Genomic DNA, 24196 nt, shown 5'->3' with positions numbered 1-24196 from the left:
GGACAGCGGTTCGGGAATTCGATGAATCGCTGTCCTCTGCCATAGACAGGGAGGGTTACGGCATGGAGATTTCGGCAAACACGGGCAAGTCCGTCAAGACGGTTGCCAGAAAGAGCAGCAAAAGGGAGCGCAAGGCCCTGTTCTACGGCCTGCTCTTTACAGCGCCGGCGATACTCGGCTTTATTATCTATACGCTAGGGCCGATGATTGCCAGCTTATATTTGAGCTTAACGGATTACAACGTCTTTAAAGACACGACCAGCTTTATCGGTCTGGACAACTATGTCAAGCTGTTCAGCGGCGAAGACGATTTGTTCTACAAGTCGCTTGGCACAACCTTTTATTTCGTTATTCTGCGCGTGCCGGCGGTTATCATTATTTCGTTCTTTTTAGCGATCCTGCTTAATATGAACGTCAAGGGCCGGGCGATTTTCCGGACGATTATCTACCTGCCGAGCATTGTCCCGGCGGTTGCCGCTTCGATGATCTGGCTGTGGCTTATGAATCCGGATTTAGGCCTGCTGAATATGGCGCTTAATTGGCTTCATCTGCCAACTAGCAACTGGCTGTTCGGAGAGGGCAGCGTTATCCCGTCCATCGTGCTCACGACATTATGGGGGATCGGCGGTACGGTTATCATTTTCCTTGCCGGCCTGTCGGGTATACCGAAATCCTATTATGAAGCGATTGACGTTGACGGCGGCGGCTGGTACAGCAAGCTACGCCACATCACGGTTCCGATGCTGACGCCAACGATCTTTTTCAATACCATTATGACGATTATCGGCTCCTTCCAGGTGTTCAGCGAAGCGTACATTCTGACCCAAGGCGGACCCAATAACAAAAGCTTGTTCTTCGTCTTCTATCTGTGGCGTACCGCATTCCGCGATACGGAAATGGGCTATGCTTCCGCGCTGGCGTGGGTATTGTTCATCATTATTATGATCTTTACGGTGTTTGTCTTTAAGACCTCGAAATCCTGGGTGCATTATGAGGGGGAAAAACAATGAGAGAGTCCAGGCTGAAGCTTACCGCCGGGTTTACCTCCCTGCTTATCGTTTCCGCGATGTTTATCGTGCCGTTCCTTTGGCTGCTTCGCAGCTCGGTGATGGATTTGTCGCAAATTTTCATCATGCCGCCGCAATGGATACCGAAGCCTTTTCACTTTGAAAACTTCAAGGAGGCCTTGACTGTCGTACCGTTTGGGACCTTCTTCAAAAATACACTCATTATCGTAGCCGGGGTTCTGCTCGGAACGGTTGTCTCGAGTACCATCGCCGCTTTTGGCTTCTCCCGCATTAAGTGGAAGGGGCGCGACATGGTATTCGCCATTCTGATGTCCTCGATGATGCTTCCGGGAGCGGTAACGCTTATTCCAAGCTTTATCGGCTGGAAGGAGCTTGGCTTCTACGATACGTTCTACCCGCTGATCGTGCCCGCGTATTTCGGGGGCGGCATGTTTAATATCTTCCTGCTTCGCCAGTTCTACATGTCAATCCCGCAGGATTTCGACGAGGCGGCTCTAGTGGACGGCGCGAACTACTTCCAGATCTATTGGCGCATCCTGCTGCCGCTCAGCCGTTCGGCCGTAATCGTTGTCGCGCTCTTCACGTTCCTTGCTTCATGGAATGATTTTATGGGACCGCTCATTTATTTGAAGAGCGACAGCCGCTTTACGCTTGCGCTGGGCCTGCAGATGTTCCAAGGCAGCTATAATGCGCAATGGGATTTGTTGATGGCTGCTTCGACAGCCGTTGTACTGCCTTGCGTATTAGTCTTTTTGATCGGTCAAAGATTTTTCCTGGAAGGCATTACGCTTACCGGGCTGAAAGGTTAACTAGGGCGAATAGGGAGGGAAGAAACGTGACAATAATGAACCAACGGATTAAAGGCTGGCGCGGAGTTCCGTTCTCGGAAGTAAAGATTCATGATGCTTTCTGGCGTCCGCGCCTGGAGACTCTCAAAAACGTAACGATGGGCGTCTGTCTGGACCAATGCGAGAAAACGGGACGGATTGCTAACTTCGCCATTGCCGGCGGATTGACGGAAGGCAAGTTTGAAGGCATGTACTACAACGATTCCGATGTGTACAAGGTGCTTGAAGGCGCGGCCTACTCGCTGATGACGGACCGCGATCCCAAGCTGGAGGCAGAGATTGACCGGATTGCGGAGCTGATCGAAGCCGCTCAGGAGAGCGACGGCTATTTGTCCACTTATTACACCCTCGAAGCGCCGGAGCTGAAATGGACCGACATGGAAAAGCATGAAATGTATAATGGCGGCCATCTGATTGAAGCAGCCGTTGCTTATTACCAAGCGACGGGCAAGCGCAGGCTGCTGGATGTCGCCTGCCGGATGGCGGATCATTACGATTCGATGTTTGGGCCGGGCAAGCGCCACTGGGCGGAAGGGCATGAAGAGATTGAACTGGCGCTCGTGAAGCTGTTTGGCGCGACCGGAGAAGAGAGGTACTGGAAGCTTGCGCTCTGGCTTCTCGAGGAACGCGGCCATGGCCATGGCGTCGGAGCGATCTGGGATAAAGAGGATTGGGGTCCGGCGTACTGCCAGGACGATGTGCCAGTAAAAGACATCCGAGAGGTAAAAGGGCATGCCGTACGGGCGATGTATCTTTACACGGCGATGGCGGACGTCGTGCTCGCTTCCGGCGATCCTGCCTACATGGAAGCGCTCGACCGCGTATGGGCGCATACCGTTGAACGGAATATGTACGTAACGGGCGGCATCGGGCCGTCCGTCCATAATGAAGGCTTTACGTTTGACTATGACTGCCTAACGAATCGGCTTACTGCGAGACCTGCGCGGCGATTGCGATGGCGTTCTGGAATCACCGGATGAATCTGCTGCATGGTCACGGCAAGTATGCGGATATCGTGGAGAAGGAGCTGTTTAACGGGGCGTTGTCGGGCATCTCGTTATCCGGAGACCGGTTCTTCTATGTAAATCCGCTCGCCTCCAAAGGCGAGCATCACCGGGTGGAATGGTTCCACACCTCCTGCTGTCCGACGAACCTTGCGCGCTTCCTGCCGTCGATTGGCCAATACGTGTATGCGGCGTCGGAAGACGGGATTTCGGTGAACCAGTATTTAAGCAGCGAGACTACCGTTCAGCTTGCGGGCGGAAGCAGCGTGAAGCTTGCTCAAACAACGGCTTATCCTTGGGATGGCCGGGTAGAGCTTCGCGTAAATCCGGAGCAATCGGATGAATTCGCTCTCCGTCTGCGTCTGCCGGGCTGGTGCGGAAGCTACCGGATCTACGCGCAAGGCGAATGCGTAACCGGCGTGGAGGCGCTGGCGGAGAACGGCTATCTTGTGCTTAAACGGCAATGGCTGCCCGGCGACACGGTTGTGCTGGAGCTGGATATGCCGGTAACCGCTGTGCGTTCCCGCGAAGAAGTGGAAGCGAACCGCGGAAGAATCGCCTTCCAGCGCGGTCCGGTCGTTTATTGCATCGAGCAGACGGGAAATCAGGAGCTTATCTATGACGAGTTCGCGTTTAAAGCGGCTGAGCCGTTTGTTGTCGAATATGCCGGCGACCGGCTAGGCGGAGTAACGGTACTGCGCGGCAGGACGGATGATGGACGTTCATGCGAGTTGATTCCTTATTATGCGTGGGATAACCGGGAAGCGGGATTTATGCAGGTCTGGGTGCGCGAAGCCGAAGACCGGAGTCTGTATAGCTAATACCCGTTGCTGCGGAAATGTAAAGAGCTGTCTATACACCCTTTCTAAAGGCTGTATAGACAGCTCTTTTTTTCGTGTTATAATCATAATTTCGCCGATTATTAATGTTAATCGGACTGCTTGCGGAATATCCTGTAACAGGCGTTTAATGCTTTCAGTAGATAAGGTTATCGATGAAATCTATTTCTCAAGATGATAGGATTTATGCTACTATTATTAATGCATAATTCACCAAAATTTCCCCTAATCAGCGCATGTACGATGCAAAAATCGACACAAAATGACGCAAAAAATAAATTTATGCTATGAAAAATGATTCATCTTACATTCTTTTCAGGAGGGGCTCATGGGAAAACTCTTTTTATTGTTTGTTTTCTTTACCTGGTTGTTTGGAAATCCCATTATCGCCATCATTGCGCTGTTGGTTATCGTTTATGTCATAGATCGCCGGTTTATCGGTCTGTCCCCAAGCCTCTTGAAGCCGATCCGCCGTTCCTCGCGGTTAAGCAAGCTGAAGAAGCATATTTCCCAATCTCCTAACGATACGTCCGCCAAGGTTGAAATCGCCCGGATTCTCATTGAAAAAAAGAAATACCGGGAGGCGCTTAATCTGCTTGAGCCGCTGGAGCGGATGCTGGACGATTCGGCCGAATATTGGGATGATCTTGGCCTTTGCCTGATGCAGACCGGACAACCGGAAGCCGGCGAGGCGGCCATGAGCAAGGCGCTGCTGCTTAATCCAAGAGTGAAATACGGCGCTCCTTATTTGCGGCTGGCTGCCTATTATTCAAAGCTGGATGCGGAAAGAGCACTCTCCTATATTGAAGCGTTTCAGGAGATTCATTCGTCCTCTTGCGAAGCCTACTATCGGCTTGCGGATATTTACGAGCAGATGAACCGCAAAGAGGATGCAATGGAGGCGGTTAGGGAAGGGCTGCGGATTTACCGGTCATTGCCCCGATACAAGAAGCGGGTCGAGCGCAAGTGGGCGATTCGTTTGTTCATTCGGAAGACCCGCGGGTGATGGAAAGAACTGCTTGTTTATTTTGCCGCATGCCGTATTGTTGTTTCCGTGAAAATCATCCATAATCGAATTACATTACGAGAGCTTAAAGGAGCATCATATGCCGCGCAATATCTGGCTCATGGCGATTAGCTTGAGCGTTATCATCGTTTTACTAAGCAATGCCGCTTATTATTTTCTAACCAAAAAAACGTTGGAAGATGCGCTAAACCATGAGATGCTGGCTGTTGCGAAGCAGATTGAATTTTCCGTCGAGCAATCCCGGCTTGGCGCCGACAAGTTTCAGGAGCAGATCGGTAAGGAGCTCCGGGTCGTATCGATCGCGGCGCAATATGCGCTTGATCCGGATGTGGAGAAGGTGACAAACGACCAGCTGAAGGAATTAAGCGCCAAGCTGGGTGTCGAACATATCACGCTGATGAAGCGGACGAAAGACAATATTATCTTATACAAATCCTCGGACGAGAAAGAGCTGGGAAAGGGGACAAAAACCTGGGATCCCTGGTATGTCGCCTTTAATCAGCTATTTGACCAGCATGAGGTTAAGATCGATTGGCTGGGCCAGACGCTTCCGAACTTCTGGAGCGGACCGTTTGAAGTCGCGTCAACCGATCCCAAAAGCATTTACAAATGGGGCTACTACTACGACGGAACAACGAACTATATTATCGATCCGTACGTGAACTATACGACGCTTGCCGAATACGAGAAGCTGACGGGCATCAACGAGCTGATCAATAAATCGATCGGAAGCAGCGACTCCTTGCTCGAAGCGACGGTTATTAATCCAAAGACGTTTGGCAAGGGCTCCTTCGATACGATAAATGAAGACGGCGAAGTCCAAGGTCATTTGCTGCAGAAGGATGTTTTCTACGGTACGTACCGGTATAAGGCGGATAAAGACGTCGATTATGTGCAGAAAGCCTTTAATACCGGCAAGAATGTCTCCGTTCAAGAAACGATCGACGGCAAGCATGTGCTCAAAATGTTTATACCCGTCTCGGCAGATGCAGGGGTAAACCTGGTCGACGAGAATGGGACGCCGATTCAGGGCTACGTTCTTTCTCTTGTGTCCGATTATCAGATCATTCAGGACAGGCTCGACAGCCAGTTTCTGAACATCGGAATTATCATATTCCTCGTTACGGGCATCAGTCTGCTGATCGCTGCTTTTGCGATGCGTTATTTCAGGCAGACTCGCGAGAAAGTGGTTGAGGTGACTCAGCAGACTTACGTAGACGAGATCAACAGCATGTTCCAGTCCATCCGGGCGCAAAGGCATGATTTCCTGAACCATGTCCAGACCATCCATTCTCTCGCGGAGCTGAACAAATCGAGGGAGCTCGTCGCGTATACGAAAGAGCTTACCGGAGAGATCCGGCTGATGAACGATATTATTAATATCGGCAACCCGGCGATTGCGGCGTTGATCCGTTCGAAAATCTCGCAGGCGGAAAGCTACCGGATAGTTTTTACCTGCTCCTTCAGCGGGCTTAACCGTCTGGAGATGGGGATTAAGACGCTTGATGTGAACCGGATGCTTGGCAATTTGATCGACAACGCTTTTGATGAGGTTATGAAATATCCCGAGGAACGCCGCATGGTTGAGCTGACGGGAAAGCAGGTAGACGGTTTTATCGAGTTCTCCATCGCCAATACATGCTCGAATGCGCGGGAGGTTAAGGAAAAGCCGCTCTTTGCAGCGGGCTTCTCCACCAAGGATGACGCCCATCAAGGACTTGGATTGTTTACCGTCAAGTCCATTACCGAGCAGTATAAAGGTACCATACAGATCTATGCTGACGTAGAAGACCGAATTACCTTCTTTATCCGTATCCCGCACTAATAACATTCGTCACTCGGCAGCCCGTTCACTTTCAACGAAGTGAAATGGGCTGCTTTTGTCTTTTCAGAGGGCGCATTTTTTGTGGTATACTAATAAGATGCTAGGTGAACGGAAAGAGGGCAGGTGAACGAACTTGGCAAGTCTTGATGATAAGCTTCATACAGCGCTTGAACACAGTCTGGGGCAGCATTTAAACGAAGAGATCATTCGCCGCGGATGGAATTATTATCGGAGCGGCCAGGTGCTGAATGTCAAGCAGGCAGACGAGGATACGTTATACGGCGCCGTGCAGGGGTCTGACGTTTATTCGGTGTTGCTTGATTCAGACCATTTTCGATACAGCAAATGCACTTGTCCCTATAATGACTATTGCAAACATATGGCTGCTGTCTATTTCGCCTATTGCCACAGTTTGGACGGCGAGGCGGCGGCCAAAGCGGCTTACGATCGAATTCTGGGCGGCGACCAGAAGCAGCAGCGTACGGTTACCGTAAGCGTACCTAAGTTTAGCGGCCGTCAAGTCCAGCCGCCCGATGATGCGCCGCCGGAACAATGGGGATTGTGGATGGACGCCGAATACGGTGAAACCTGGAGAAGCTGCCGGCATTCGCTTCATGCCCTTCAGCCGGTTCTTTCCGCGCTTAAGGGAACAACGAAGCATTGGGACAAAAAGAGTCAGCGGCTGCACTGGATGAGCGTGATTTTGTTTGTGCTCGATCAGGCGGAGCAGGCGATCAAGACGGTCGATTCGTTCAGCCGTTATTATCACGAAATGTCGTTTCTGCGCATGGCGGAGCCATGGGTAGAGCATTATTATACGCTGGCGCTTGAGCTCGAGCCTTCCGAGGTGACCGGCCATGACCGCAGCTGGGTCGATTATGCAGCCGGTTATGCCAAGAGCAGAGCTATGAAAAACGAGCAGCAGCTGTTTGATTGGACCTATATTTATTTGGCAATTTGCGAGCGGATGTCCGCGGACGCCGAATGGTATGAGCATGAGCTGGATGCCATGAGGAAGGAAGAGCTCCGGGATTCGGAGGAGCCTGTCGATAAGACCTTCTTGCACACGGCGGCGGCCATGCTCTGTTTCTTCGGACGCAATGACGAAGAGGCGTTGGCGCATTTCGGCAAGACGGATTTCCAACGTTCGCAGAAGGTGATCTATCCTTGCGTCGCGCAGCGGCTTGAGGAAGGGGACTGGGAACTGATCGGCCATTGGATGGGCTTCCTGTACGACCATATTTCCAGGGTGAAAAATGCGAGAACCATCGGACCGTTTATGACTTTGTGCCGAAGAGCCGATACGGATCAGCCGGATGAACCGCGCTGGACCCGGTACATGGTAGACCTTCTTCCGCATTCTTACGCGGATTTGTCGGATCATTGGCTGGCGGTGCAAAAGTACGAGGAATGGGCGGATCTTCAGCTTCTGATCGGCATGAAGCCGGATGATCTTGGCATTCAGAATGTGCGCGAGGTGTCGAAAGCAGCTCCAAGCGTCATGATTCCCCTCTATCATCAGTCGATCGAAGAGGCCATTAATTCGCGCAACCGGCAGGGTTACCGCCTTGCGGTGAAAGAGCTGAAGAAGCTTGAGAGGCTGTACAAGGCCGATAAGCATGCGGACAAATGGGAGCATTACATTGAAGGAATCGCAAGCAAGTATCAACGGCTTCGCGCGTTTCAGGAAGAGTTGTGGAAAGGAAAAATCGTAACATGAAATCATTCATCGGCGCTCGGACGTTACTTGTGGACGGTTATTGGAAGCAAGGCGATAAAGCGGAAGACAGTGCGATTATTCTCGCGGCGGCCGACCGCGGGGACAGTCCCGCAAGGCTGAAGCAGGTGCTCTTTGCCTGGCATCAGGCTTCCTGGTATGGCGCGGAGGTAGAGGAGATGGATTCCGAGATCGGGAAGGCGCTTAAGCTGCCTCCCCTGCTTGCAATCGATTATTTGTCCTCGCCTCGTCATGTCCGGCTTCTGCAAGTGGAATGGACGGATCGGCTGCAAGGCTTGATGCGTGTGGCAGGCAAGCTCCGCGAAGCGCTGCTTGAGGGATGGTTCCAACCGGATTGGGGCAGATGGTCCGAGCACCGGCGTGCTTGGCGGCTGGAGATTCCGGCGGAACAGGCCGCTTTTGCCGCGGACTGGCAGGAGCTTATTAGCGTTACCGGGATAACCGGTGCGGATCAGTGGTTAAGCGAGGCTGTCGAAGACATTTTGGCCCAAAACGGCGACGCCGCGGCGGCTTGGCGCAAAATTGCCGCCGCCGCAGGCGGAGAATCCGTGCTGCTTCATAAGGCAGCCGATGAAGAGGACTGGCTGATTGCCCTTGGTCTTCATAAAGATACGATGCCGTTCAAGGTGGCTCTGCAGCTGGCGGAGCCTGTGGAAGGCGCGAGCTGGCAGCTTCGGCCCGCGCTGCAGGACCGCAATGGCGGACCATGGATTCCCGTTGAGCGGGTCAAAGGGCGCTGGCTGGCTTTGTTTGCGCAGGACGGTCCGCTTCCCGCGGATTGGGAGCCCCATCTGGATGCCAGGTTGGCGAAGGAACAAGGCAAATGGCTTGCTGCCCTGCCGGACTGGAGAGATGAGGCCGATCCGGAGAAGCTGCGCGGACAGCTCACGGATAACGATGCCTGGTTCTTTATGGAGAAGGCGAGCCTGCAGCTTCTTGAGGCAGGCTGCCCGGTTCTGCTTCCAAGCTGGTGGGAGGCGGTACGCTCCCGCCGCTTAAGGCTGAAAGCCAAGATGAAATCATCGGTTGGCTCCGATGCGCAGCCGATGTTTGGCCTTGACCAGATCGTACAATTCGATTGGAAAATGGCGCTTGGCAATGTCGATCTGTCGGAGTCCGAGTTCATGCGGCTAGCCGAGGAGAACCGGAGGCTCATGAATATTGGCGGCGAATGGGTTCATCTAGATCCCCAGGATGTCGCCCAGATTCGCGACTGGATCAAGCGGGTCGGCAAGCGCAAAGGGCTGTCGTTCCGCGACGTGATGGAGATGCATTTGCTAGGCGGCTCCGTTATGGAAGACGGAGAGGATGCTTCCATCGCGCTGCGGGCAGAGGTTGAGCTGAACGATCATCTGACGAGATGGCTCGAGCAGCTTCAGCACACGGCTGAAATTCCACTGGTGGATATACCTGCAAGCTTCCGCGGCTCCTTAAGGCCGTACCAGCTGCAGGGAGTTTCGTGGCTGCTGTTTCTCCGCAGATTTGGCCTTGGCGGCGTGCTTGCCGATGATATGGGTCTTGGCAAGACGATTCAATTCATGGCTTATCTGTCCTATGTGAAGGAGCACGGAAACCAGAGTCTCGGACCTTCTCTTCTGATTTGTCCGACTTCCGTCATCGGCAACTGGCAGAAGGAGCTGGAGAAGTTCGCACCATCCCTTACGGCTTATCTCCATTACGGCCCAAAAAGGGAAAAAGGGGAGGAGCTTCAAGAAGCGGTTGCAGGTGCCGATATCGTCATCACGTCATACTCTCTTGCCCAAATTGATGAAGAAGAGCTGAATCAGATCGAGTGGGATGCTCTCTGTCTGGATGAGGCGCAAAATATAAAAAACGTATACACGAAGCAGTCTGCCGCTATTCGCGCGCTGCCGGCGCATCACCGGATCGCGCTGACCGGCACGCCGATGGAAAACCGGCTGACCGAGCTTTGGTCGATCTACGATTTCATTAATCCGGGTTACCTTGGCAGCATGGGCGAGTTCCGCAAGGCTATTGTGCTTCCGATTGAACGCACCCGTGACGAACAGGTTATCAGCGGCCTTCAGCGCTGGGTGAAGCCGTTTATGCTCCGCAGGGTGAAGAAGGATCCCGCGATTCAGCTGTCGCTGCCGGAAAAGAATGAAGCAAAGACTTATTTGACCTTAACGGCGGAGCAAGGGGCGATCTACGAAAATATCGTTGCCGATCTGCTCGAGAAGCTGGATAAGCTGGGCCCGATGCAGCGCCGTGGCTTGATTCTGGCTTCGCTTACGAGACTGAAGCAGCTATGCGATCATCCGGCAATGCTGAATGAAGAGCGCGAGCTTCAGCAGCAGTGGGATGACAGCCGCTCGAACAAGGTAGCTCGGCTGCTGGAGATGGTCGAGGAGATTGCATCGGAAGGCGAACGCTGCCTGATTTTTACCCAGTTCGTGGATATGGGCGAGCAGCTTAAGAAGCTTCTGGAGGAACGACTGGGGCTTCCGGTTCCGTATTTGCACGGCGGAGTGCCTAAGGCCAAGCGGGATGAAATGATCGAGAAGTTTCAGAATCCGGAGGAGCCATGCTGCGCATTTGTGCTGTCGCTTAAAGCCGGAGGTACCGGTCTTAACCTTACGGCCGCGAATCATGTCTTCCATTTCGACCGGTGGTGGAATCCTGCGGTCGAGAATCAGGCGACGGACCGTGCTTTCCGGATTGGTCAGACGAAGCAGGTACAGGTCCATAAGTTTATTACGCTTGGCACGCTTGAGGAAAAAATCGACGAGATGATTGAACGGAAGCAGCAGCTGAACGAGCAGGTCGTTGGGCAGTCGGAGCAATGGATTACCGAGTTGTCCACGGATGAGCTGAAGGAGCTGTTCGCTCTTCGCAAAAACTGGCTGAAGGGATGAGGGGGATAAATGTCTGGAGAAAAGGACAAGTGGGCGAAAGCGATGAGCGAGCGTCACACCGGTTCCCCTGGGCCCGGTCAGCCGGATCAGGGGAGCCCGATGCCCGATACGTCAGGTTCTGAGCAAGGAAATGAAGAATGGAGAGCCTTTTATAAGGCAATCCGAGCTCATATTGAAGATATGCGTAAGTAATAGGTGATCTATCATTACACAGCTTGCCCGGAATAGTAACCCGAGAAGCTGTGTTTTTTTATCCCTGTTTCTAAAAAAAATAGAATTGTATCCCTCGTCGGGCTTATTTTCGACCTCCCGAGCAAGGAATTATCGAATCTATAATAAGGGTGCAAGGCAAACAAGCAATATCATATCGAGGAGGTCTTCTTCAATGAAAAAAAGTACTTTGCTCACCGCCACGTTGCTTGCCGCATTCACCATGGTCGCTTCGGCCTGCGGATCGGACAATAATAACGGCGGAAATAAGACTCCTGCAAGCACAGAAGCTTCGCAAGAGCCGGCAGCTACAACTGAAGCAACCCCTACTCCGGAAGCGAAAAACATAACGTTGTCCCTCCGCCATACGCAAATTAAAGAGACGAGCAAAAACCGCTTAAAAATTCTCGAGGATGTTGTAAAGAAAACGCAGGATGAGAACCCTGGCCTGACCTTCAAGCTCGAGGGCATCGACGAAGTTGTCAACCGCGACCAGAAGCTGAAAGCGGAAATGACGGCAGGCAATCCGCCTGATATCTTCGAAGTGTTCGGCGGCGCCGACCTGAACCTGTATGTAAAAGCAGGCCGCATGCTCGACCTGACGCCAATCATTGAAGAGCTTGGCATTAAAGACAAATTCGCCAGCCTTGACGAGTTCACGGTTGACGGCAAAGTATACGGCTTGCCGTTCGGCGGCTATTCGGAAGGTATTTTCTACAACAAGAAAATTTTCTCTGATCTTGGTCTTTCCGTTCCTACGACTTGGGATCAATTGCTTGAAACAGCAGACAAGATCAAAGCAGCCGGCATTACTCCGCTTGGTCTGGCAGCTAAAGACGGCTGGGTTAACGGCATGCTCTGGAACACCGTTATGGAGCGTAACGTAGGCATTGACGCAATCAACAAGCTTGTTACCGGCGAAACCAAATGGACGGATGAAGGCTTTATCAAAGGCTTTACGGATTACGCAACGCTAGTAAACAAAGACTACTTCACCAAAGGTGCGCTTGGTCTTGCTTACGCTGATCAAGGAGCGCAGCTCCTGTCCGGCAAAGCAGCCATGGTGTTCACGGGCTCATGGGATGCCAACCGCTTCACGGGCGACGAGGCCGGCGATTTGAAGGGCCAAATCGGCTACTTCAACTTCCCGTCGATCGCAGGCGGCGCAGGCGACCAAACGTCGATCAACGCTTCGTACTCGAACGGCTTCGGCTTCTCGGCTAACCTGAACGAAGATCAAATTGCCATGGTTAAGAAATTCATCGCTAACTTCTTTAATGAAGAAATCCAAAAACGCACGCTGCTCGAAGACAAGGTTCTTCCTTCGATGAAGCTGTCCGACCTGTCCGGCGTAGATCCGCTGATCTCCGAAGTGCTGACGGTGATGGCTAACGCTTCGACATCCTGGAAAGCTTATGACGCTATCGTTCAGCCTGCCGTTGGCGCTGTTGTAAACGTGGGTCTGCAAGAGCTGATCGGTAAGGTAAGCAAGCCTGAGAAGGTTGCTAAGGATATTCAGGCCGCACAAGATAAGGCGAACGCTGCTGCGAAGTAAGAATTAGAATGGATTGAATCGCATGATGACCGCTACGCGGAAGTATCATTCTTCCGATCGCCGTTGCCACCGAATTTCTTCATTATAATCCGCATAGCGGATGAAATTCGGGTGGCAAAAGCGAACGCTACGCTTCTCCAGAATGATACTTCCGCTCCGCTAAGACTTCGCGAGGAGATCCAGTTCTAAAACAACTTCACAGGCAAGGGAAATAAGAAGGGAAAAAGCTAAGGTTTTCTGCGAACCTTAGCTTTTTTACAGAAACCCGCCTTTTATCGTAAGTCGCTCATCTTCGAATGGCTTCGATAAAGGTTTTTTCAAAGGAAGCAGGAGGCGAAGTTATGAACAAGGCTCTCAGAAATCCGTATACTTATATCGCGTTCATTCTACCAACGCTTGTATTGTATGCTTTGTTTTTTGTGTATCCGGTTATCGTATCGTTTGTTTACGGATTTTTTCAATGGGATGGCATTACGCAGAAGGTGTTTATCGGCCTGGACAATTTCACCCGGCTGTGGAAAGACCATGTATTCCTGAAATCGCTTGCGAACAATTTCTATTTTATGGCGTTTTCCCTGGTCGTGAATATTCCGCTCGTCTTCCTTATCTCGGTTCTGATCAGTAAGGTTGGCCGTATGCGTGACTTTTACAAGTCGGCCGTGTTTGTTCCCGTCGTTATCTCGACGGCAACGGTCGCTATATTGTTTGGCGTGTTGTACAACTACGATTCGGGTCTTATCAACCAGTTCATCCGTCTTGTCGCTCCGGACAGCTGGGCACGCGAATGGCTGTCGGATCCAAAGCTCGCGATGCTCTCGATTCTGATCGCAAATGCATGGCAGAATATAGGCTTCTTTATCGTTCTTTGTCTCGCTGCCATTTTGAACATTCCGAAAGAAATCGTTGAAGCTTCGAAAATCGACGGCGTCAATGGCTGGAGCGAGACTTGGCTTATTACGCTTCCGCTGATCCGTCCCGTGTTGTTCGTTATGCTGCTCCTTACGGTGTCCGGCACGATGAAGGTGCTTGATATCGTTCAGATTATGACAAACGGCGGTCCGTTCCAGTCGACCGAGGTCATGTCCACGTACATGCTGAAGGTTGGCTTCCGTTCGATGGAGCTTGGATACGGCAGCGCGATTGGCGTTACGATGTTTATTCTGATTCTCGTGCTTACGGGCATCCTGCAGAAACTGACGAAGCATGAGGAGGTGCAGTACTGATGAATGCAGCAATTACGGGCCTGCGCAAAGGGAAGTTCTGGATTCATTTTTCCTTGATCGTGTACATTGTCGCAACGTTATTCCCGCTCGTGTGGCTGTTCATGTCTTCCTTCAAGACGAGCCGCGAGATTACGGTCAATACTTGGGCATTCCCGAAGCATTTCAACTTTGACAATTACAGGCAAGCTTGGGAAACGGCAAAGATTGGTCTTTATGCCTTGAACAGCCTGAAGGTAACGGTTATCGCGTGCTTAGTAACGCTGCTTTTTGCGGCGATGACATCCTTTGCGTTGTCCCGCATGAAATACTCGCGGATGAATAAAGCGGTGTACCAGTTTATCCTGTTTGGCCTGCTTGTCCCGCCGGGGGCGCTGTTCATTCCGCTCTACCGTCTGATTCAGCAAATGAGCCTTGGCGGCATCCATTTATACAATTCGCATTTTGGCCTTATTTTGGTATACTGCACATATGCATTGCCCATTACCGTGTTTATTATTTATGCCTTTATGTTATCTATTCCTGCCGAGCTCGAAGAGGCGGGTATTATGGACGGGCTTACGGCTGGCGGCTTATTCGTAAAGGTAGTGCTGCCCATCTCCATGCCGGCGCTCGTTACGGTTACGATTCTTAATTTTATTGGCAACTGGAATGAATACATTTTATCCCAATTATTTATAACATCCGAATCGCTCCGCACGCTGCCGACGGGCATGGCCAGTTTTAACGACGGCTACCGCACGAATTTTGCCGCTTTATCGGCCGCCGTTATTATGAGTATTATTCCGGTGCTTGTCGTGTACTTCTTCTTGCAGAAGCAAATTATCGAAGGCATGACGGCGGGGAGCGTGAAGGGCTGAGGACGACCGGAAGGGGCCCGCTAGATGAACTTGAGACCAAAGCTGATGCTTGCATTTATTTTTCTGGTTGTGGTTCCGATGATTGGCCTTGGCATCGTGTCTTTTCTTAATACGGAATCCGTACTGGAGAAAAAGTACAGCGAGCAGACCGAAATATCTCTCAAGGCTGTCGGAGGGAATATCAAGTACTTCTTCAAGGAGCTTGATCAGCTCTCCGACGGTAATTTAACGAGCTCCGAGGTGCAGGACACGCTGAATTACACCAAATATTACTCCAGCGACGATGCCAGCACCTTGATTGCCATTAACCAATCGGAAAAGGAAATGAAGCGGATCTTATTCCAGCACCCGGCTGTCAGCTTTGTCGTGCTGTATGCGATGGATGGCACGATGTTCCGCGCCTTCCGCAATGACCCGACAACGTTTCGGCCCATTGCCTTCGAAGCGTTAAAGGACCAGCCCTTATATAATGAAACGATTAAGCTTGGAGGCCGCCCGAAATGGATTGGCCCTTATGAGCATCAGGAGCTGACCGGGGTGGAGCCGCCTTTGTTTACCCAGCTCAGACTTGTCAAAGATTATGAGACCTTAGACGATCTTGGGCTTATGATCACGCAATATAAGACCGAAGAGGTCTATTCCATGTTGAATACCTTCCTCAATCCGGAGGCCGAAGGCCCCAATTCCAGGTATGTGATCGTAAACTCCGAAGGACTTGTGATGCTGGACAGCAGCAAGCATTTCGAAGGAACGAATATATCGGAATATTCCAGCGCTTTACCGCAAAAAACGGCCGATTATTCCAGCGCAAGGCTGCGGTTCAACGGAGAAGACAGTCTCGTCTCTTCCTATAATCTCGGCTTTAACGACTGGGTGCTCGTATCCGTAAAATCATGGGATATGCTGACGAACGAGAACGAACGGTTTGTCCAATGGATTGGGATGATTACGATCCTGTGTATCCTGTCGGCCATATTGTTTAATATCTTTTTTGTGAACCGGGTAGCGAAAAGCATCATTAAGGTCGTCCGCAAAATGCGCCTCGTTGAGCAAGGTCTCCTCGATATCCGCGTTAACGCGCAGGGTAAGGATGAGACGGTGCTTCTCGCCAACAGCTTCAACAGCATGGTGCAGCGGATCGGCGATCTGCTCACGGAAGTGCGAACGGAGCAAGAGCGCAAGCAGCATGCCGAGATGATGCTGATGCAGGCGCAGATCAAGCCTCATTTCTTGTTTAATACGCTGGAATCCATTAATGCGCTAGCCGCCCAGAATGAGGGCGGGAAAATTATGATGATGGTGCGGCGGCTCAGCAATCTGCTGCGCACAAGCATGCATCATAGCGAAGAGATTTTCCTCAGCCAAGAGATCGAGCATGTCCGCAGTTACCTGGAAATTCAGAAGTACAGATTCGAGGATTTATTTGCGTATGAATTAAACGTAACGGAAGAAGCGTTCGAATATTCGATTCTGAAGCTGACGCTTCAGCCGCTTGTTGAGAATAGCATTCAGCATGGCTTTGAGGGGCTGGAAGACGGGGCCGGTATGATCACGATCGATGTCTCGGTCGAAGCCCATCGGATTGTTATTACGGTCAGCGATAACGGACATGGCATGAATGAGCAGACGCTCAGAAAATTCGCCGAGCGGGAGCAGCAGCCAATCGGGAAGCGGCGCAATGCCGCAGAGCTTGGAGAACGGCGGGGACTAGGGCTCCGCAATGTGGCGGATCGCCTTCGTATTCATTATGGTCCATCTTACGGATTAAGGATTTGCAGCGCGGAAGGATATGGCACAGTTATTCGCTGCACCATTCCGAAAAACAGAGGTGAACGATTATGAACGGCAAAGTATTGCTCGTGGATGATGAACCGCACATTACCAGAAATCTCGAGAAGGTTATTCCTTGGGAGATGCTTGGCTTAACCGTTGGCGGAACGGCAAAAAACGGGATGGAGGCTCTTGAGCTTCTGGAATCGGAATCGTTTGATCTCGTGCTATGCGATATTCGGATGCCGGTTATGGACGGGCTCGAGCTCGTCAGGCATATTCGGGAAAAAGGGACGGAAAGCGACATTATTATGCTGTCCGGCTATCAGGATTTCGCCTATACCCGGGCAGCCATTCAATATGGCGTGAAGGATTATGTCTTAAAGCCTATCCCTTACGACGAATTAACGGGAGTTATTGCCCGGGTAATGGCCAATCAACGCCAGAAGAAAAAGCAGCAAAGCGAGGAACAGCAGAAGATCGGCCGCATGATCGACCTTGCGAGCGAGAAGGTTTTATACGATATTTTGATGGATTATACCGAAGTCACTAGCGGCAATTGGCTGTTTAACGGGGAAGAGCAGGAGCTGGTTAAGAAGTATGTGCTGATCGTGCTTGATCTTGACGTCAGCTCGGAACGCACCAAGGACTGGCGGGAATGGTCGGACAAGGAGCGGAAGCTGTGGAACTTCGCGGTCTGCAATGTCCTGCGGGAGAGGCTTCAGCAGAACGGCCTTCATCATGCGGTGATTCAAATCCGCGACGGCGAATGGTGCGTGCTTATCGAATGCGAGAAGACGTTAGCCTATGATTTGAAGCAAATTACGCTCTGGACGGAGCTGCTGCTGACGGCGGTGAAAAACCACGTCAAGTTATCGCTGTATGCCGGTATTTACAAGGATTACGCGGATATCAAGGCGTTGTCGCAGGCGTACAAAATGGTACAGCAGGGTATGCAGCTTACGCCGGTGCAGGAACAGATTTGCGTCTACCCGAACGATTGTGTCGGTGCTTCGAGAGAAGACCAGGCTTTCTGGGATACTTCCGAGAAGCTGATTGGGGCAGTCAAACGCGGCGATACGGCGGTTGTTGACGAGGAGCTTAAGCATCTGACTGCCCAGCTGCAGATGATGAACGAGACCTCGCTTGGACGGTTTAAGCCGATGCTGCATTTCTTTGTGCTCAACCTGATGCGCGAAACGAAGGAAATGGGGATTTTTTCGCGCGAGCAGGAGGATCTTCTCTGGCTGAAGCTCGACAGGAGGTTTGGCATTAAGGATCTGCTGTCGGTCATCTTGCAGGTGACAAAGGCCGTTGCCGAGAAATCGACGGATAAGAAAAAACAGTCCGAGCGCTCCATGGCGGAAGCCAAGGCGTTCCTGGGACGCAATCTCTACCGGGATTTGAGCGTTGAGGAAGCAGCGACTCATGTCGGCTTAAGCACCTCTTATTTCAGCTTGCTGTTCAAACAAACCTATAACGAAACCTTTATTGAATATGTCACCCGCGAACGGATGGAGAAGGCGAAATCGCTTCTCGCGGATTCGATGAAAAGTGTCGCGCAGATCGCGAAGGAAGTTGGTTACGCGGAGCGGCGCTATTTTACAAAAGTATTTATGAAGTATACCGGGGAGAATCCGACGGATTACCGGAGCAAGCATCAGCAGGTTCAGAAGGAGCAGGAAAGCTAGATTACCGGGGAAGAGGGGACGTTAATGGGAGAGTATAATTGGAACGGCTGGTCGCTGCGGGAGAAGGTCGGACAGCTGTTTGTATTCGGATTTCACGGCTATGAACCTACGGAAGAGATCGCTTCGTTAATTGAAAAGTACGGCATCGGCGGCACCATCTATTTCGGGCGCAATGTGCGCAATGCCAAGCAGGTTCATCAGCTGTCCGGCTCGCTGAAGGACATTGCCGGTCGTGCCGGCCGGCCAAACATGCTTGTCGCGATTGACCAGGAAGGCGGCATGGTGGCCCGCATTGTGGACGGCGTTACGCTGATGCCCGGCAATATGGCGCTTGGGGCAACGGGCTCGGCAGAAGGAGCGGGCGAGACAGCGCGCGTATGCGGCGAAGAGCTTCGCTTGTTAGGCGTTACGATGAACTACGCGCCGTGCCTCGACGTTAACAATAATCCGGATAATCCGGTTATTAACGTCCGTTCCTACGGCGACCGGCCGCAAATCGTAAGCGAGCTGGGGAAAGCTGCCCTGCTGGGCTATCAGGCTTCAAAGGTTGCGGCAACGGTTAAACATTTCCCCGGCCATGGCGACACCTCGGTAGACTCCCATCATGATTTGCCGGTACTGCCTCATAGCCGGGAGCGGCTGGATGCGATCGAGCTGGCACCGTTCCGCGCGGCAATTGCGGCTGGAACCGCGGCCATTATGACGGCCCATGTCTGCCTGCCGGCACTTGATCCATCAGGGAAGCCTTCGACTTTGTCGGAGCCGGTCTTAACAGGGCTGCTGCGTAAAGAGCTGGGTTACAAAGGGGTTATCGTCACCGATTGCCTAGAGATGGATGCCATCGATAAATTTTACGGTCCGGCCAATGGTGCCGTTCAGGCCATTCAAGCCGGAGCCGACATGGTTCTTGTCAGCCATACGTATGAAAAGCAGGTGGCTGCGCTTGAAGCCGTCGTTGCCGCGGTTGAGAACGGCGAGCTGTCCGAGGAGCGGATTAACGAATCGCTCGCGAGAGTGATGCAGCTGAAACAAGATTATGAGATCGACGCCCCTCTCGCGGCATGGGAGGAGGTTGAGCAGAAGCTTGCGACATCGGCGAACCAATCGGTTGCCCGGAGATGGAGTGAAGCTTCTGCTACTCTAGTGAAAAATGAAGCTCCGCTGCTTCCGCTTCGCCGGGAAGGCCGCACGCTTGTGCTGTGGCCGGACATCAAGCCGGTATCGGTTGCGGATGAGATGTTATCGAACGACGGTACGCTTGGCGATTATCTGAAGAATAGGCTTGATCAAGTCGAGGAGCGTTCCATGAGCGGCTCGGATCCGCTTGCCGGTGTGGAAACGTTCGAGCAGATTGTTGTGGTCACTTACGATGCGACAAAACATCCGATTGAACGCGAGATCGCAAGGCAAGTCATTAAGCTGGCAGGCGACCGCACCGTTGCGGTATCTGTCCGCAACCCGCTTGATCTGAAGGTATATCCGGACGTTAAGGCTTATCTGGCCGTATACGAATGCCGCCCGCTTGCCCTGGAATCAGCCGCCAAAGTATTAACCGGCGAGCTGAAGCCAACCGGCTCGCTGCCGCTTGAGCTATCCGCGGAATACCCTTTTGGTTGGAATGCAACGCTGTAAATAGAGAACCGCCTCTGATGGTCATGTTTGACCTTCAGGGGCGGTTTTTTGCTTAGTATGCTACAATTAATTAGGAACATACGTTTCCTTTATTCCATTTATAGGAGTGAAAGAGATGCCAAATCGAATGAAGATACGGATTGAGCCATGGACAGAAGCCGACCTCGCTCTGCTTTATCGCCTGAATGCGCCGGAGATGCTGAAATACCTTGGAGGTCCGGAGAGTGAGGAGCAAGTCATTGCACGCCACAATCGGTACCTTGAGATCGGCAGGAAAGGAACTGGTCGTATGTTCAGCATTGTCCTGCACCCTGATCTCGAAGCGGTCGGTAATATTGGGTACTGGGAACGCACCTGGCAGGAGGAGAGAATATACGAGATCGGCTGGGGAGTTTTGCCACCTTTCCAGGGCAGAGGCATAGCGGCTTCAGCGACCGCGGCTACCCTCGCAAGAGCCAGCGGAGAGCGGAAACACAGGTACATTCACGCATTTCCGTCCATCGACAATCCCGCGTCAAACGCAATCTGCAGGAAGCTCGACTTTATATTCATCGGCGAGTGCGCCTTCGAGTATCCGCCGGGAAATTTCATTCGATGCAATGATTGGCGTATGGATCTCACTAAATAACGCGAGACGGGATCTTGCCATGAATATCACTATTTCTGAGAATCTCATTACAAGCAAGCGAATCATCTAGACGGAATAGGAGGGAGAGGACGGATGACGCATCCTTATCGCCCCTTGCATGCTCCCCAATTGCAGCCAAAGCTGCATCGCCCCTCGCACAGCTTCCGGGAGTTTGCGCCGAGCCGCCACCTGGCGTCGCATGTCGCTACCTATTGGACGGTTGATTTCAAGCCGGTCCCTGGCAATCAGGGGCATCGAGTCATACCCGATGGCTGTGTTGATATTATAGTGGATCTGCTCGCGCCATCAAGCCGCCAGGCTGCTTATGTCGTAGGGTTAAGGACGCAAGTGGAAGTTTTGCAGTTTGCAAAAGCACGCTCGGTTTGGGGCATCCGGCTGTATTCGGAATCGGCCCGTACGATCCTAAAGTCTCCCATATCGGCATTTACGGCAAATCGTGTGTTTTTAGAGGAGCTCTGGGGACAGGAGGCGCTGGATTGGGTCGAAAAACTGCTGACTGCCAAATCGATTCCGGACAGGATCGAGGTCGTCGAACAACAATTGGAACAAATGCTGGCTGCGAGCGAGACGTCTGCCCCCACTTTGGTGTACCAGAGCATGCAATATATATACGATTCTAAAGGCAATCTTTCCGTAACGGAATTGGCGGATAAAGTGAACTTCAGCGAGAGGCATCTGCGGAGGGCCTTTGACCGGGAGCTTGGCCTCAGTCCGAAGGAGATGCTCGGTATCGTCCGCTTTCAAAGCGTACTGGAGGAATTGTACAGCGGAGACTATTCCAGCTTGACGGAATTGGCGCTTCAACATGGGTACTACGATCAGTCGCACTTCGCCGGTGCTTTTATGCGTTATTACGGGCTGCCGCTCAAACGGTTGACCAGGCAGGAGTGAGGAAGTCCGTTTTTTACTATTTTTCGATGCGTGGCAATCGCTACAATGGGGGTGAAAATCAAACAGGGTGAAGGGAGATGCAAGACATGACGGTAAAGTTGAGACGAGTGGGGATTTATGTAGAACAGATGAAGAGGGCATTGGATTTTTATCGAGTGCTGGGGCTGACTATTCCGGCCGGCGCCGACGAAGAGCATCACGTAGAAGTGGAGCAAGACGGAATTGTGTGGGCATTCGACATGGTGGAATCGGTAAAGAGCGTTTTTGAAGGCTGGGAAGCGCCTGTCGGCTATCGAACCGAGCTCGCCTTTCAGATCTCCAGCCGCGAAGAGTTGGACGACTTGTACCGTCAGTTGACGGCGCTAGGATATGACGGCTATCTCGAGCCGCGGAATACGCCGTGGGGTGAGCGATATGCGATTGTAAAGGACCCCGATGATAATTTAATCAGTCTCGTCGCTTAACGAAGGGAAAGAATGCGTCATCAAACAATAAGTAGATGCAACGGCAGCAGATCAGTCAGCAGAAGACGCTATTCATTCGCGTGACGGCGCTGCCCGATGCCGAATTCATCCATACTATTAACAGCCCTGAGTGGACTAAATGTTCAATGAAAAAGCTGCAGCAGATCGGAGCGATCTACTGCAGCTTTTGTTGAAATAACCTTGTAGATGATTTGTGACTTGAATTAGGAGCATAGCCTCAGGTTTATGAAGCAACAGGCGCCAATAAGTAAACGGCAACCGCGAATGGGCAGGATAACTTGGTATTAATCTTGAATTCAATTGGAAGAAAATAAATTAATTGTGAGGTTAATGTAATGACCATTAAGTATCGGACCCCCATGCTGCTTCAACAAATAATGCTTTGGGAGAGAGGCTTTTCCCGAGGAGTAGAATGTTTGGAGACTCCTACGGGGCTCTTCCTAGGTATTGATTTTAATGAGAAGGGAGGGTATTTTTGTACGCCGGTGGATTCTTTTCCGTTTGCGCGTACTGGAGTAGATGGTATACACTACGCTTTGTTAGCTGATTTTGGCCTTGTCCAAGACTTGGATGAAGCACCAGTGATACAGGTCTCACCAATGGATTCAGATCGCATACAGCTTGTTGCTCGAAATCTGCACGACTTTTTTTCGTTATACTTATTTGACGAATTGGCTTTACTTAACGATTATCCGAGTGAAGAAGCGTATCTTGAGAGTGTTCGTAAGGAAGAGGCTCAAGATTTGAATTCAAAATGGTTTGATCATGATCGATGGAAACGAGAGAAACAGAAGGTGTTGAACGAAGTCCAAGAAAGATTTAACCTAAAACCAATTCCGAACCCTGTCCAATACCTGCAAGAGATTCGGTTTGAACGGAGTCAACAGATTACAATTTTAACGGAAGATTCTTTGGGTATATTGGCTCCACCCACAGGAGCAAAGGATAAAGAAGCTTTTTTTGCTTCAATTCGGAACTTGCAGCATACATTCTCTACTAACAAGATTATTATTGAGCACCATGCGAATGAACTTCTTAAGATGGGAAGGACTCATGAGGCAGAGTCGTTACTCGCTCGATTGCTAAGCGAAGGAGAATAATAGTTCAGAAATGGAGCAGTCTGCCGATGGCAGCTGCTCCATTTTTATTCAAGGGGTAAGAGAGCGTAACAAGAATAAGTTATATTAATCCTTGCTCTTCAAATACTTTGTATACCCACTGTCCGTTTGCATCCACAAACATCCAACCACAATCTAGTTACCTTGCATAAATATGTTTCAAATAGTGTGAAAGCTATTTTCTACAATAACTCTTTAAATAGGTAGGTTGCTTTGTTAGGAGTAATACAATGGAGACAGGGGGATAGCAGTGAGTGAACCGACACTTTAGGTGGGAATATTTTAGTGTGATTATTGTGATCAGCATCTTGCTTAGTTTCCTACCAGAAAAATTGACCGTATTGCAGAGTTGGACATTTCCGGTCCTTGCTGTTTGCATGTTTGTACCGCTCATCATTTCCATTTTAAAGCGACATCACGAGTGGATACGAAAATTAGCGCTCATCACAAACAGCATGGTGATGCTCGGGCTTATTAGCAGCGTCATTATCCTTTTGCATCAACTTTTCACACACGTTGCAAGTGCAAGTGAACTGTTCGGAAGCGCTTTGGTGCTTTGGGTAACTAATATATTTGTGTTTTCCGTCTGGTACTGGGAAATCGATCGTGGCGGGCCCATCGCGAGAAATGAAAAAGAAGAACGTCTACCAGACTTTCTTTTCCCGCAAATGACTCGTGAGGATTTGAAAACCTGGAGTCCAGCCTTTTTCGATTATTTATTTTTGGCTTTTAACACAAACACCGCGTTTAGCCCGACGGATACGCTTGTGTTATCGAAAACGGCCAAAGCTCTAACGATGATGCAGGCGTCCATTTCTCTCGTAATTGTTGTGGTAATCGCAGCGCGGGCGATCAACATCTCATAATAATTGAGGCGCAGAAATGATAGACCACCTCGTGGAGACTTTAGTTGAGATTAACAAAATGGCA

General features: G+C 51.2%; 19 protein-coding genes and 1 pseudogene. All 20 read left to right on the top strand.

Annotated features, from left to right (window positions below; translation table 11 throughout):
* Positions 1 to 62 precede the first annotated feature (62 nt).
* The 20 genes and pseudogenes from WFK81_RS19530 (at position 63) to WFK81_RS19435 (ending at position 24132) form a co-directional block, all read left to right on the top strand.
* Complete coding sequence (locus WFK81_RS19530; RefSeq protein WP_127494995.1) at positions 63 to 1010, top strand: carbohydrate ABC transporter permease; 948 nt, start codon at positions 63 to 65, stop codon at positions 1008 to 1010.
* Positions 1007 to 1837: a carbohydrate ABC transporter permease gene (locus WFK81_RS19525; protein ID WP_116393833.1), complete on the top strand. Its 831-nt coding sequence runs from the start codon at positions 1007 to 1009 to the stop codon at positions 1835 to 1837. The genes WFK81_RS19530 and WFK81_RS19525 overlap by 4 nt, the downstream gene beginning before the upstream one ends.
* Positions 1723 to 3323 (top strand): annotated as a pseudogene (locus WFK81_RS30995) (glycoside hydrolase family 127 protein); the annotation flags it as partial. The gene WFK81_RS19525 and the pseudogene WFK81_RS30995, both read left to right, overlap by 115 nt.
* 57 nt (positions 3324 to 3380) lie before the next feature.
* On the top strand, positions 3381 to 3701 hold the full coding sequence (locus tag WFK81_RS30990; RefSeq protein WP_442956082.1) for a hypothetical protein: 321 nt from the start codon (positions 3381 to 3383) through the stop codon (positions 3699 to 3701).
* 346 nt (positions 3702 to 4047) lie between these two features.
* The gene (locus WFK81_RS19510) at positions 4048 to 4725 is read left to right on the top strand and encodes a tetratricopeptide repeat protein (protein ID WP_336788056.1); all 678 of its coding nucleotides are present in this window, start codon (positions 4048 to 4050) and stop codon (positions 4723 to 4725) included.
* Positions 4726 to 4825: 100 nt separating this feature from the next.
* The gene (locus tag WFK81_RS19505; RefSeq protein ID WP_336788055.1) at positions 4826 to 6571 is read left to right on the top strand and encodes a sensor histidine kinase; all 1746 of its coding nucleotides are present in this window, start codon (positions 4826 to 4828) and stop codon (positions 6569 to 6571) included.
* 133 nt (positions 6572 to 6704) lie between these two features.
* Positions 6705 to 8291 (top strand): SWIM zinc finger family protein, encoded by a 1587-nt coding sequence (locus tag WFK81_RS19500; protein WP_336788054.1) that lies wholly within the window; start codon positions 6705 to 6707, stop codon positions 8289 to 8291.
* Positions 8288 to 11185 (top strand): DEAD/DEAH box helicase, encoded by a 2898-nt coding sequence (locus WFK81_RS19495; RefSeq protein ID WP_336788053.1) that lies wholly within the window; start codon positions 8288 to 8290, stop codon positions 11183 to 11185. The genes WFK81_RS19500 and WFK81_RS19495 overlap by 4 nt, the downstream gene beginning before the upstream one ends.
* Positions 11186 to 11194: 9 nt before the next feature.
* Complete coding sequence (locus tag WFK81_RS19490; RefSeq protein ID WP_336788052.1) at positions 11195 to 11377, top strand: hypothetical protein; 183 nt, start codon at positions 11195 to 11197, stop codon at positions 11375 to 11377.
* Positions 11378 to 11570: 193 nt separating this feature from the next.
* Positions 11571 to 12950 (top strand): ABC transporter substrate-binding protein, encoded by a 1380-nt coding sequence (locus WFK81_RS19485; protein WP_336788051.1) that lies wholly within the window; start codon positions 11571 to 11573, stop codon positions 12948 to 12950.
* A 341-nt stretch (positions 12951 to 13291) separates the two neighbouring features.
* The gene (locus tag WFK81_RS19480; protein WP_336788050.1) at positions 13292 to 14173 is read left to right on the top strand and encodes a carbohydrate ABC transporter permease; all 882 of its coding nucleotides are present in this window, start codon (positions 13292 to 13294) and stop codon (positions 14171 to 14173) included.
* Positions 14173 to 15030 (top strand): carbohydrate ABC transporter permease, encoded by an 858-nt coding sequence (locus WFK81_RS19475; RefSeq protein WP_336788049.1) that lies wholly within the window; start codon positions 14173 to 14175, stop codon positions 15028 to 15030. The genes WFK81_RS19480 and WFK81_RS19475 overlap by 1 nt, the downstream gene beginning before the upstream one ends.
* Positions 15031 to 15054: 24 nt before the next feature.
* Positions 15055 to 16872, top strand: a complete 1818-nt coding sequence (locus WFK81_RS19470) for a cache domain-containing sensor histidine kinase (protein WP_336788048.1) — start codon at positions 15055 to 15057, stop codon at positions 16870 to 16872.
* Positions 16869 to 18491: a response regulator transcription factor gene (locus tag WFK81_RS19465; RefSeq protein ID WP_336788047.1), complete on the top strand. Its 1623-nt coding sequence runs from the start codon at positions 16869 to 16871 to the stop codon at positions 18489 to 18491. Before WFK81_RS19470 ends, WFK81_RS19465 begins: the two co-directional genes overlap by 4 nt.
* 24 nt (positions 18492 to 18515) lie before the next feature.
* Positions 18516 to 20123 (top strand): glycoside hydrolase family 3 protein, encoded by a 1608-nt coding sequence (locus WFK81_RS19460; protein WP_336788046.1) that lies wholly within the window; start codon positions 18516 to 18518, stop codon positions 20121 to 20123.
* A gap of 115 nt (positions 20124 to 20238) precedes the next feature.
* Positions 20239 to 20751: a GNAT family N-acetyltransferase gene (locus WFK81_RS19455; protein WP_336788045.1), complete on the top strand. Its 513-nt coding sequence runs from the start codon at positions 20239 to 20241 to the stop codon at positions 20749 to 20751.
* Positions 20752 to 20844: 93 nt separating this feature from the next.
* Positions 20845 to 21663, top strand: coding sequence for a helix-turn-helix domain-containing protein (locus WFK81_RS19450; RefSeq protein ID WP_336788044.1), 819 nt, complete (start codon positions 20845 to 20847; stop codon positions 21661 to 21663).
* A gap of 86 nt (positions 21664 to 21749) precedes the next feature.
* Positions 21750 to 22127 (top strand): VOC family protein, encoded by a 378-nt coding sequence (locus WFK81_RS19445; RefSeq protein ID WP_336788043.1) that lies wholly within the window; start codon positions 21750 to 21752, stop codon positions 22125 to 22127.
* Positions 22128 to 22507: 380 nt separating this feature from the next.
* The gene (locus tag WFK81_RS19440) at positions 22508 to 23248 is read left to right on the top strand and encodes a hypothetical protein (RefSeq protein WP_336788042.1); all 741 of its coding nucleotides are present in this window, start codon (positions 22508 to 22510) and stop codon (positions 23246 to 23248) included.
* Positions 23249 to 23553: 305 nt separating this feature from the next.
* Positions 23554 to 24132, top strand: coding sequence for a DUF1345 domain-containing protein (locus WFK81_RS19435; protein WP_336788041.1), 579 nt, complete (start codon positions 23554 to 23556; stop codon positions 24130 to 24132).
* Positions 24133 to 24196 lie beyond the last annotated feature (64 nt).

Origin of the sequence: Paenibacillus sp. MMO-177 (genome assembly GCF_037147795.1) — a bacterium.
In the GTDB taxonomy this organism is placed as follows: domain Bacteria; phylum Bacillota; class Bacilli; order Paenibacillales; family Paenibacillaceae; genus Pristimantibacillus.
This window is presented reverse-complemented; position numbering and strand designations above follow the sequence as displayed.

What these genes read in the sequence shown, in the direction of transcription:
- WFK81_RS19530 (WP_127494995.1), top strand. Translation starts at nt 63, where the DNA reads ATGGAGATTTCGGCAAACACGGGCAAGTCCGTCAAGACGGTTGCCAGA.
- WFK81_RS19525 (WP_116393833.1), top strand. Translation starts at nt 1,007, where the DNA reads ATGAGAGAGTCCAGGCTGAAGCTTACCGCCGGGTTTACCTCCCTGCTT.
- WFK81_RS30990 (WP_442956082.1), top strand. Translation starts at nt 3,381, where the DNA reads ATGCCGGTAACCGCTGTGCGTTCCCGCGAAGAAGTGGAAGCGAACCGC.
- WFK81_RS19510 (WP_336788056.1), top strand. Translation starts at nt 4,048, where the DNA reads ATGGGAAAACTCTTTTTATTGTTTGTTTTCTTTACCTGGTTGTTTGGA.
- WFK81_RS19505 (WP_336788055.1), top strand. Translation starts at nt 4,826, where the DNA reads ATGCCGCGCAATATCTGGCTCATGGCGATTAGCTTGAGCGTTATCATC.
- WFK81_RS19495 (WP_336788053.1), top strand. Translation starts at nt 8,288, where the DNA reads ATGAAATCATTCATCGGCGCTCGGACGTTACTTGTGGACGGTTATTGG.
- WFK81_RS19490 (WP_336788052.1), top strand. Translation starts at nt 11,195, where the DNA reads ATGTCTGGAGAAAAGGACAAGTGGGCGAAAGCGATGAGCGAGCGTCAC.
- WFK81_RS19485 (WP_336788051.1), top strand. Translation starts at nt 11,571, where the DNA reads ATGAAAAAAAGTACTTTGCTCACCGCCACGTTGCTTGCCGCATTCACC.
- WFK81_RS19480 (WP_336788050.1), top strand. Translation starts at nt 13,292, where the DNA reads ATGAACAAGGCTCTCAGAAATCCGTATACTTATATCGCGTTCATTCTA.
- WFK81_RS19475 (WP_336788049.1), top strand. Translation starts at nt 14,173, where the DNA reads ATGAATGCAGCAATTACGGGCCTGCGCAAAGGGAAGTTCTGGATTCAT.
- WFK81_RS19470 (WP_336788048.1), top strand. Translation starts at nt 15,055, where the DNA reads ATGAACTTGAGACCAAAGCTGATGCTTGCATTTATTTTTCTGGTTGTG.
- WFK81_RS19465 (WP_336788047.1), top strand. Translation starts at nt 16,869, where the DNA reads ATGAACGGCAAAGTATTGCTCGTGGATGATGAACCGCACATTACCAGA.
- WFK81_RS19460 (WP_336788046.1), top strand. Translation starts at nt 18,516, where the DNA reads ATGGGAGAGTATAATTGGAACGGCTGGTCGCTGCGGGAGAAGGTCGGA.
- WFK81_RS19455 (WP_336788045.1), top strand. Translation starts at nt 20,239, where the DNA reads ATGCCAAATCGAATGAAGATACGGATTGAGCCATGGACAGAAGCCGAC.
- WFK81_RS19450 (WP_336788044.1), top strand. Translation starts at nt 20,845, where the DNA reads ATGACGCATCCTTATCGCCCCTTGCATGCTCCCCAATTGCAGCCAAAG.
- WFK81_RS19445 (WP_336788043.1), top strand. Translation starts at nt 21,750, where the DNA reads ATGACGGTAAAGTTGAGACGAGTGGGGATTTATGTAGAACAGATGAAG.
- WFK81_RS19440 (WP_336788042.1), top strand. Translation starts at nt 22,508, where the DNA reads ATGCTGCTTCAACAAATAATGCTTTGGGAGAGAGGCTTTTCCCGAGGA.